Genomic DNA, 9,469 nt, shown 5'->3' with positions numbered 1-9,469 from the left:
ACAGGACCGGGCGTACGACCTCAAGCGCCGCCGTCCACGGCAATTCGTAATCGATGGCGTCAGGCCGCGAGCTCTTGGGTATCCTTGCGGACGAGCCGCGAGAGCTCGCGTGACATGACGACGATCTCCGAAGCGGTCTGGAGCGTCTGGCCCGAGCTCGCCGCCGTCTCGCGCGCCGTCGCCGCGACTTCCTCGATGGCCGTGCTCATCTGCTCCATGGCGCTCGTCTGCTGTTGCGTGCTGAGCTCGATCTCGCGCGAGGCTTCGGCCGTGCTGGCCACGTAATCGGCGATCCGCTTGAAGCTCTCGGTCAGCTCGCCGAAGCGGCGTGTCCCGTTCTCCACGGCCTTGGCGCCGTCCTCGGTCGCCATGACGGTCGTGTTCGCGGCACCGCGGATCTCCTCGATGAGCCGGCGGATGTCCTTCGTCGCGCTGCCCACGCGATCGGCGAGCTTGCGGATCTCGCTCGCCACGACGCCGAACCGCCGCCCTGTGTCGCCCGCGCCGACGGCCTCGATGGTCGCGTTGATCGCGAGGATGTTCGTCTGCTCGGAGAGCTCGTTGATGATGTCGAGAATGCCGCCGATCTCGTGCGATTTGCGGCCGAGATGGATCATGTGATCGACGATGCGCTGGACCTCGTTCTGCACGCCGAGGATGGCCTCGGTCGCGGCCGCGACCGTGCGTTCGCCGGTCCTCGCGGCCTGCGTGGTCTCGCCGCCGAGCTGCGTGACCCGCTGCGCGCTGCCGGCGATCTGGCGCGCGGTGGAGACGAGCTGGCGCGACGTCGTCGACACTTCCGTGGTGGTCTGCGATTGCTCCTTCGCGCCCCGAGTTTGCTGCGTCGCGGCGGCTTCGAGCTCGGCCGCGGCGCTTTGCATGCGCTGCACGAGGCCTCCGATCTGCTTTCCGAGCCCCCCGATGATGAGGAGCGCGGCCGCGGACACCACGAGGATCGCGGCGAGTGTACCCCCGAGGAGCACGCCCGTTTGCCTGTCCGCGGCTTCCTTGGCATCCGCCCCGCGCTGCTCGAGCAGCTTGTTTTCCTCGTCCACCATCTCGGCGATCGTCTTTCGGACCGCGTCCATCTGCGCCTTGCCCGGCCCGTCGGCGATGTTTTGCACGGCCGCTTCGAACCCTTTGTCGCGACGAACCACGATGGACGCATCCGTGTTGTCGACCTTCGCGTCGATCTCCTCCGAGAGGCGCGCGATTCGCTCCTGCTGGCGCGGGTTGTCGGACATCAGTTGCTTGACTTGCTCGACGTGTTTGAACACGTCGCCACGACCGGAGTGATAGGGACCGAGGAACTCCTCCTTGCCCGTGAGCACGTACCCCCGCTGGCCGGTCTCCACGTCCTGCAAATCGGAGAGGATTTCCGCGAGATCGGTGAGCGCCTCGTGGGTATGAGCCACCGACGCGCTCGTGTCCATGAACTGCTGCGTGCTGCGGTACGAGAAAAATCCCAAAAGGCCGAGGATGATGAGCGGCAGGGCGAAGCCGAGAGCGAGCTTCTGCCCAATCGTCCAGGAAGACAACATGACGCGCCTCCGAGCTGGCGCGCGCCCCCCACGGGCACGAGCGCACGTTGGTTTCCATGAATGCATGACTCGGACGAAATTGCACGCTCTCTTTTGTGGACGAACGGTTGGCCGGTCGCAAGAACATCGAGCGGTTTACAACCGCTCGATGTTCTTGCTCTTTTGTCCCGAGGGGGACGCCTCGCGTCCCCCTCTCGTCCGGGCAAAGCCCGGACGATTCACCCCCTGAGGGAAGATCGCTTCGCGATCTTCCGAGCATCGAACCGGTCGATGCTCTAGGGTCCCGGCTGGCGCGACGCCTGCATGCGAAAGAGCCATGCCTGCGCTCGTGAAGATCGGTATTTCGGCGTGGACGGAGCCGACGCTGCTCTCCTCGGGCTTTTATCCGCCCAGCGTCCGGACGGCCGAGGCCAGGCTGCGGTATTACGCGTCGTCGTTCCCCATCGTCGAGGTCGACAGCACGCATTACGCCTTGCTCGCCGAGAGAAACGCCGAGCTCTGGAGCGAGCGCACGCCCGAGGGGTTCACGATGGACGTGAAGGTCGTGGCGCCGCTCAGCGAGCATTACATCGCGCCGCGTGGGCTGCCGCGGGACATGCGGGACGCGCTGCCGCGGGCGGTCCGCGAGAAACAACGCATCTATCCGCAGGACCTCGGCGATGACGTTCTGAATGAGCTCGCCGGGCGGTTCGTTTCGGCCCTCCGGCCGCTCCAGGCGAGCGGCAAGCTCGGGCTCGTGCTGTTTCAGTATCCGGTGTGGTTCACGTTCTCGTCCGCGTCGCTCCGGCGCATCGAGCGGACGCTTGTGCTCTTCCGCGGCCATCGCCTCGCGATCGAATTCCGGAACGCGGGCTGGCTCGGCGAGCGGCACCGGGACGAGACGCTCGCATTTCTCCGGGAACAAGGGCTCGTGTATACGTGCGTGGACGAGCCGCAAGGCTTCGCCTCGTCGGTTCCGCCGATCGCGGAGGCGACGGCCGATGTCGCGCTCGTCCGTTTCCACGGCCGCAACGTCGAGACGTGGGAGAAGAAATCGGCCAGCGCCGCCGAGCGCTTCGCCTACGAATACGAGAAGGCAGAGCTCGCGAGCTGGGTGCCGAAGATCGTGGGGCTGTCCCGACAGACGCGGGAGGTCCACGTCATCATGAACAACTGTTATCGAGACTGGTCGGTGCGGAGCGCGGTGGATCTGACGGAGATGCTCCGGAGGGCGGGCGCCCGCATCGTCGAGCCGCGGGCAAAGCTCGCCGCGTGATCGTCAGGGGGAGAGGACGATCGCCGATTTCGCGGGCACGGTGAGCGTCATCATGCCGCCTTGCGGGACCGTCACATTGGGGCCGCCCATCGCGTCCTTCAAAACGGTCCCGGACGCGAATCCGAGCGTGGCGGCGTCCACCGTCATCTGCGCCGGCGCGTCCGCCCGCGTGAGCGCGACGATCGCGCCGGTCGCGCCCGGGAGCTTTCGCCCGATGACGAGCGTGTCCTCGGTCGCGCCGAGCGAGACATACTCCCCCCGCCGGAGCGCCGGAATGGCTTGCCGCGCCGTGCCGAGCTTGCGCACGAACGAGAGCGTCGCCTTCTCCTCGGCCGAAAGCCCGTTCTCGGGCCGCCACATGAGCCGGTTGTTCGGATCCGCCCCGCCCCACTGGCCATACTCGTCACCGTAATACATGAGCGGCGCGCCCGGCAGCGCGAGCAGCCACGCCATCGCCACGCGCATCCGCTCGTAAGGCACGGCGTCGGAGGGCGCGACGGCCGTGTTGTCCCACTGGTTGCCGGGGATCCCGCGGTCGCCGTCCGCGTAATCGGCGAGCGAGACGAAGCGCGGGGTGTCGTGGCTGCCGATGTAGGGCGTCATGACCGCGCTTTTCGGCCATTTTTCGAGACCGTGCCGGGTCCAGTAATCGGCGTGGAGCATGCCCTTGTCGCCATACGCGAACGTCCGGTACGAGACGCCGTGGTAGAGCACGAAATCGAACTGGCCGTCGAGGCCAAAGGGGCCGATGTACCGGGCGATCGTGCCGTAATTCTCGTCGTTGCAGGGGTCGCCGCAGTCGTTCCACCCCATCGCGGTCTCGCCCATCAGGAAGTAATGGGTCCCCGCCTTCTCGAAGGTCTCGCGCACCTCGACGGAGAGGTTTCGCGTGGCGAGCTCCTCGACGTGCTTGACCGCGTCGACCCGCAGGCCGTCGAGATCGAACTCGTCGAGCCACCACACGGCGTCGTCGACGAACTGCGCGTTCGCCTCGGGGACCGAGTGGTTGATGTCGGGCATGTAATCGGCGAAGAGGCATTCGAGCGCCTTCGCCGTCCAGTCGCAGTTCGCCGTGCCGCAGACGCAGCCCGTGCGGAACCACTCGGGGTGCGACTTGAAGTATTCGTGCTCGATGTGCACGTGGTTGACCACGTAATCCTGCAGGATGCGGATCCCGTGCGCGTGCGCAGCCTTCACGAGCGCCCGCAGCGCGTCCGGGCCGCCGAGGCGCGGATCGACCTCGCGCGCCTTCACCGGCCAGTAGCCGTGATACCCCGTGACCTTGTGCACGCCGTCGGCCGCGAGGTACGAGGCCTCGGGGTTCGTCTGGAACGGCGTGAGCCAGATGGCGCGAATGCCGAGCTTGTCGAGCTCACCCTCCTCGATCGATTGCGTGAGGCCCACGAGATCGCCGCCCTTCCAGTCGCCGCGCACGTCCGCGCCGGGCGTCGGCGAGGCATTGTTCGAGGGGTCGCCGTCGCGATAACGATCGGTGAGGACCATGTAGACGACCGCGTCGTTCCAGGAGAAGGGCTCGGCCTCGATCCAGAAGGGCAGGTGAACGGGCTCGCCGACACGCCCGCTCTTGGTGCGCGGCCGGAGCGTAACGCGGTATTTGCCGTCGGCGAGGCCCGCGAGCGAGACCTGCACGTTTCCTTCGGGCGAGACCGTGACCAGCGGCGCGGCGAGGGGCTTTTTCGTGCCGTCTTCGAGCAGCGTGGCCTCGAAGCCCGCGGCGTCGGCCCCGCTCGCGTCCGCGCCGTCGACATAATCGAGCGCGGCCGTGAACACGCCCTGGCCCGGTGACATGCGCGTCGCTTTCGTGGATTTCACGGGCAGCGTGGGGAGGTTGCAATCGCGCACCTTGACGGCGCTGTTCTCGATGCCGCCGAGGTATTTGCGGCGGCCCTGCGCCGGGTCGAGGATCCATTGCGTGCCGCCGCCCGCGTCCTGGTAGGCGAGCTTGTAACCATGAAGCCCCGGCGGGAGCATGACCGTGGCCTTGTAGGCGCCGCTCGCGTCGGGGCCGGTCATCACGGGCGCGGTTGCGAGGTCGAAGCCTTGCCATTCGCCGGGGACACGCGGCGAGCTCGCGCCGGAGGGCGGGATGAACGTGAAGGTCGTCGGGCAAAGCGCGTTGCTGCCGCCGCCGCTGCCGCCCGCGCCGCTGCCGCCCACGCCACCGCTGCCGCCCGCACCGCCGCTGCCGGGGCCCGCGCCGCCGCTGCCAGGGCCGGGCCCCGCGCCGCCCGGGCCGCTGCTACCGGGGCCCGTGCTGCCGATGCCAAGGGTGCCCGCGGAGCCGCCGGAGCCGAGCTCGTTGCCGTCGCCGCACGCGACGAACGCGAAAGGAAGGGTCAGGAAAGCGAGAAGGAGGGGACTGCTGCGCGACATGGGCCCAGAGTAGAGCCCGGCCGCCTTGGCGTCACCCGCCGTTCGTCGCGTGCGCCTCGGGCGCATCGTTCGTGGCCCACGGCGCCTTCGTGACGCCGTCGAGCGTCCAGGGCTCTTCAAAACCCTTCCGGAGCACCTTCGCGAGCTGGCCGAGCTGCGCGCCGTCGATGAAGCGGTGATCCACGGTCGCGGTGATCGTCACGAGCGGCCGCGGGACGACCTTGCCCGCGACGACCGCAGGCTGCTCGCGCACCGCGCCCACGAGGATGAGCACCGGCACGCGCGCGAACGGGGTCGGCGGGGCATACCCCTCGTCGACGCCGAACGCGCCGACGTTCGTGATGACGCACGAGCCGAACGGGAAGGGTTCCAGCCCGAACGCCGCGAGCCCGAGCGAGCCCGTCAAAAACCCCGTCGTCCAGAGGACGGGCTTGAGCAGCCACGAGGGCAGGGCCCGCACGATGCCCTTGCTCTTCTCGAAATCGGCGTCCTTTCCGCCGCGGAGCTTGCCCGCGCCTTCGGCGAGCGCCTTCGCGATGTCGGCGACCGATTTCTCGTCGGCGCGTGGGATCTTCGTCTTCGCGAGGTCGCGCCCGTCCTCCAGCGCGACGAGGAACGTGACGTCCACGGTCTCGTGGGGAACGTACTTGCCGAGGACGATGCGGCCGTTGAGCCCCGGCGCGCTCTTCAGGGCCATCGCCGCGGCCTTGCCGACGATGTGGCCGACCGTGACCTTCTCCCCGGTGGTCTTTCGCAGGTGCTCGATGTAGGCGAGCGCCTCGCCCGCATCCATGACCAGCTTGCCGTAGATGTTGCCCTCGCGCGGCGAGGACCATGTGGCAATGGCGAGCTTGCGCCTCGTCGAGTTCATGTCTTTCCCCCGGGGGATTGGGTTCGCTACCGGAACGATTACACCACGAAATCGAGCATCTGCACACGCGTCAAATGCTCGCTGAGCTTCTTCGCGTACTCCTCGATGAGCAGGTCGAGCTCGATGAGCACCGAGCCCTCGCCCGCCTGCCGCACCTTGCCGCTCACCGGGATCTCGCCGTTCGGGATCACCAGCACGAAGCTCACCTCGTCGCCCGCCTTCGCGTCCGGCAAGGAGACGAGCTCGAGGTACCGGTCCGACATCGCGCTCACGGGGATGAGCACGCCCGTGTCGAGGCGGACCGAGGTCGAGAGCGCGTAGGCCGGCGTGACCATGTAGTGAACGCGGCGGTTGTGCTCGATGAGCGTGTCGAGCGTCTCGCAGACCGCGCGGCTGATCGGCGTCTCCTCGGCCTCGAGCACGCGGTCGCGCAGCTCCTTCATGGCCTTCTGCGTGCGGATGATGTTCGCCCGCATCTCGCCCTGCCGCATCGCATCGCGGTGGACCTTCTGCGCCACGATCTTGAGGAGGTTGTGATAGAACGGGAACGCGACGTCGCCGTGGCTCTCGAAGAACCGCATGAGCGCGACGACACCGATGCGGTAAAGCTCGGACGCCTCGGTCGCGACCGCGCGGGTGTTGCGGTAGAGCCCGGTCAGCGCCCCGAGCTCGCCGATGGGCGCGATGGGCGCGAGACGGAAGCGGACCTCGCCGGCCTGCTCGAGGGCGATCTCGCCCGAGGCGAGCAGCCACAGGTGTTTCGGCTCGGTGCCGGCCTCGAAGAGCACGTCGCCAGGCGCGAGCGTGACGCGCTCGAGGCCCTCGATGAGCTCGGCGAGGTGGGCCTCGGTGATGCCCTCGAAGAGGGGAATCGCGTGGAGATCGGCGGGTCGAATCGTCATGGCAGGTCCTTGTCGCCGCGGACCCAAGCGTTGAAAGGGTTTTCCGCGGCGCGGGGGGCGGATCCTGGCATGAATGCGCGCGCTGCGCGAGAGGGTCAGCGCTTCGGGCGCGCGCCGAGCCCGGCACACGAGCGCAGCGCGTCCTTGAGGCTGCGGAGCGTGCGCGTCTGCGTGAGGTTCACGTCGAGCCCGACCAGCGTCTCCGCGACCGAGGGCCGGATGCCGGTGATCATCCCCTCACAGCCGAGGAGACGCACGGCGTCGATCACGCGGACGAGGTGCTGCGCCGTGTCCGTATCCACCTTCTCCACGCCCGTGAGATCGAGCAACGCGAAGCGCGCCTGTCTCTCGACGACGGCTTCCAGAAGCGCCCCGAGCATCTGTTCGGCCCGCGCCGTGTCGAGCGTGCCCACGACGGGCACCGCGAGGACGTCCTGCCAGACCTCGATGATCGGCGTGCCGAGCTCGGCGATCGCCTGCTTCTGCGACGCGATGAGGTCGAGCTGCTCCTGGATCTTCGCCTCGAACAGCATCTGCTCGGTCGCGTCCTCGGCTGCCGCGCACACGCCGATCACCTTGCCGAACGGATCTCGCACCGGCACGTACCGGATGCGGACCTGGGTGTCGCGCATCGGGCGCACGACGACGTGCTCCTCGCCCGCGAGCGCGCGTCGCATGTCGGAGACGATGTCCTCGCGGTCGCCGTAGACCTCGAGCAGGTTTTTCCCAACGAGATCCGAGGCCGAGCGCCCCAGCCGTTTGCCGAGCGCCCCCGCGAAGAGCGTGCACGTCCCATCCTTGTCGAGCGCGAACAGAGTGATGGGCAGCCGCGCGACGCACTCCGCGAGGACCTTCGAGCGCTTGGCGAGCTGCACATCCTCGGCGAGGTTTATCGAGAGCGACTGGAGCCCCTTCACGGCGCCGCGCGCGTCGACGAGCGGCGTGTAGACGGCGAGCCAGTGCGCCTTCTCGGTCACGTCCTCGTGGAAGAAGGTCTCGCCGGCGAGCGTGCGCTTGACGATCGTGTGCACCGCCGCGTCCGGCGGGAAGAGCCGGAACACGTTCTTCCCCACGGATTGCCCGGGGACGAGGCCGAGGTGCGCGAGCCCCTTGCCATCCGACAAGAGGATGTTGCCCTCCGCATCGCACGACCAGACGATCGCGTCCATCTTGCGAAAGCAGTCGAGGAGGAGGCGTGCCTTGCGCTCCTCGTGCTCGTCGCGGCTCACCTCCGCCGAGGCCCAGAGCGTCTGCTCATCGGCGCGCCAGAACGAGAGCCTCGCGCGCTCGCCCTCCCGCGCGAGGCGCACGTCGAGCGAGCGCGTCGCCTCTGAAACGAAGGCTTCGCGTCGCGCCTCCGCGAGCGCGGCGCGCTCCTGTTCGTGCACGCGAGCGTCGAGCGAACCGCTGCCCACGCGTGCGTCCCACGCGGCGTTCGTCGCGAGCATCTCGCCGGAGAGCGAGAGCCGCGCGAGGGGCGTCGGGCAGCCACGAAGCAGCGTGTCCGCAGCGGGCAAGTCCATGCGCATCAAGCGTCCACCTCCAGGGGAAGCACGACGCCGCACCCCGGATTCGGTGCGATGTTCATGGCCCCCATCACAGGCCATGGTGCACCTCCAGCTCGTCCGCTCGCAACGAATTCGTCGTGTTTTCCCGCCTACTTACTTCCCTGCGAACCGCGGCGGTCGCTTCTCCATGAACGACGCCATGGCTTCGCCGAGATCCTCGGACGCGAGGAACGCCGCGTTCCACGCCGCGACGTAGGCGAGCCCGTCGGCGACCGACTTGCCCTCGCCGTGATCGAGCACCGCCTTGACGCCGCGCACCGTGAGCGGCGGATTCGCCGCGATCTCCAGCGCGAGCTTGCGCGCCCCCGCCTGGAGTGCCGCCGCGTCGTCGAAGAGCTCGTTCACGAGGCCGATCGAGAGCGCACGCTCGGCCGAGAGATCCTTGCCCGTGAACGCGAGCTCCCGCACGAGCCCCTGGCCGAGCAGGCGCGGCAGCCGCTGCAAGCTCCCGAGATCCGCCACGATCGCGATCTTGGTCTCGCGCACGGAGAAGTACGCGTCGCGCGTCGAGAGGCGGATGTCACACGCCGCCGCGAGGTCGAGCCCGCCGCCGATGCAAGGCCCCTGGATGGCCGCGATCACGGGCACAGGGCAGGCCGCGACGGCGTCAAAGCCGCGCTGGTAGCGCCGGATGAGCCCGAGCAGCTCCATCCGCTCGGCGGCGCCTGCGCCCGCGAGGTGCGGGCCGAGATCGGCCATCGCCGCGCGCAGATCGAGCCCGAAGGAGAACGCCTTCGCCGTCGACTGCACGACGACAGCGCGCAGGCCCTTCTCGGTCGCGAGACGCTCGAACAGCACCTCGAGCTCGACGAAGAGCGCGGGCGGCATCGTGGGCCGGAGAAGTGTGACGGTCGCGATCGCTTCGGAAATCTCAAGAGAGACGAACTCACTCATGCGGGCGAGGCTAGCAGAGACCGCTCGGGCGTCGGCCGGAAGCC

At 68.5% G+C, this 9,469-nt stretch carries 7 protein-coding genes; 1 reads left to right on the top strand and 6 read right to left on the bottom strand.

The window, feature by feature from the left end; genetic code table 11:
* Nucleotides 1-59: 59 nt before the first annotated feature.
* Nucleotides 60-1,541, bottom strand: coding sequence for a CHASE3 domain-containing protein (locus KEG57_RS45225; protein ID WP_272427298.1), 1,482 nt, complete (start codon nt 1,539-1,541; stop codon nt 60-62).
* A 316-nt stretch (nt 1,542-1,857) separates the two neighbouring features.
* Between KEG57_RS45225 and KEG57_RS45220 the strand changes: the two genes are divergently transcribed.
* Nucleotides 1,858-2,796 (top strand): DUF72 domain-containing protein, encoded by a 939-nt coding sequence (locus KEG57_RS45220; protein ID WP_272427297.1) that lies wholly within the window; start codon nt 1,858-1,860, stop codon nt 2,794-2,796.
* A gap of 3 nt (nt 2,797-2,799) precedes the next feature.
* Here the strand turns inward: KEG57_RS45220 and KEG57_RS45215 are convergent, their stop codons facing one another.
* The 5 genes from KEG57_RS45215 to KEG57_RS45195 all read right to left on the bottom strand — a co-directional run bounded on the left by KEG57_RS45215 (nt 2,800) and on the right by KEG57_RS45195 (nt 9,425).
* The gene (locus KEG57_RS45215; RefSeq protein WP_272427295.1) at nt 2,800-5,190 is read right to left on the bottom strand and encodes an alpha-amylase family glycosyl hydrolase; all 2,391 of its coding nucleotides are present in this window, start codon (nt 5,188-5,190) and stop codon (nt 2,800-2,802) included.
* 31 nt (nt 5,191-5,221) lie between these two features.
* Nucleotides 5,222-6,061: a 2-oxo acid dehydrogenase subunit E2 gene (locus KEG57_RS45210; protein ID WP_272427293.1), complete on the bottom strand. Its 840-nt coding sequence runs from the start codon at nt 6,059-6,061 to the stop codon at nt 5,222-5,224.
* A gap of 38 nt (nt 6,062-6,099) precedes the next feature.
* A complete protein-coding gene (locus KEG57_RS45205) occupies nt 6,100-6,963 on the bottom strand; it encodes a Crp/Fnr family transcriptional regulator (RefSeq protein WP_272427291.1) in 864 nt (287 codons plus the stop codon).
* A 95-nt stretch (nt 6,964-7,058) separates the two neighbouring features.
* Nucleotides 7,059-8,486 carry a PAS domain-containing protein gene (locus KEG57_RS45200; RefSeq protein ID WP_272459684.1) on the bottom strand — a complete coding sequence of 476 codons (1,428 nt, stop codon included), beginning with the start codon at nt 8,484-8,486 and terminating at the stop codon, nt 7,059-7,061.
* Nucleotides 8,487-8,624: 138 nt separating this feature from the next.
* Entirely contained in the window at nt 8,625-9,425 is an 801-nt protein-coding gene (locus KEG57_RS45195; protein ID WP_272427288.1) for a crotonase/enoyl-CoA hydratase family protein, read from the bottom strand.
* Between the last annotated feature and the right edge of the window lie 44 nt (nt 9,426-9,469).

The organism is Polyangium jinanense (assembly GCF_028435365.1).
The sequence above is the reverse complement of the archived record's forward strand: the minus strand, read 5'-3'. Positions and strand labels throughout refer to the sequence as shown.

What these genes read in the sequence shown, in the direction of transcription:
- KEG57_RS45220 (WP_272427297.1), top strand. Translation starts at nt 1,858, where the DNA reads ATGCCTGCGCTCGTGAAGATCGGTATTTCGGCGTGGACGGAGCCGACG.
- KEG57_RS45215 (WP_272427295.1), bottom strand. Translation starts at nt 5,190, where the DNA reads ATGTCGCGCAGCAGTCCCCTCCTTCTCGCTTTCCTGACCCTTCCTTTC.
- KEG57_RS45225 (WP_272427298.1), bottom strand. Translation starts at nt 1,541, where the DNA reads ATGTTGTCTTCCTGGACGATTGGGCAGAAGCTCGCTCTCGGCTTCGCC.
- KEG57_RS45210 (WP_272427293.1), bottom strand. Translation starts at nt 6,061, where the DNA reads ATGAACTCGACGAGGCGCAAGCTCGCCATTGCCACATGGTCCTCGCCG.
- KEG57_RS45195 (WP_272427288.1), bottom strand. Translation starts at nt 9,425, where the DNA reads ATGAGTGAGTTCGTCTCTCTTGAGATTTCCGAAGCGATCGCGACCGTC.
- KEG57_RS45205 (WP_272427291.1), bottom strand. Translation starts at nt 6,963, where the DNA reads ATGACGATTCGACCCGCCGATCTCCACGCGATTCCCCTCTTCGAGGGC.
- KEG57_RS45200 (WP_272459684.1), bottom strand. Translation starts at nt 8,486, where the DNA reads ATGGACTTGCCCGCTGCGGACACGCTGCTTCGTGGCTGCCCGACGCCC.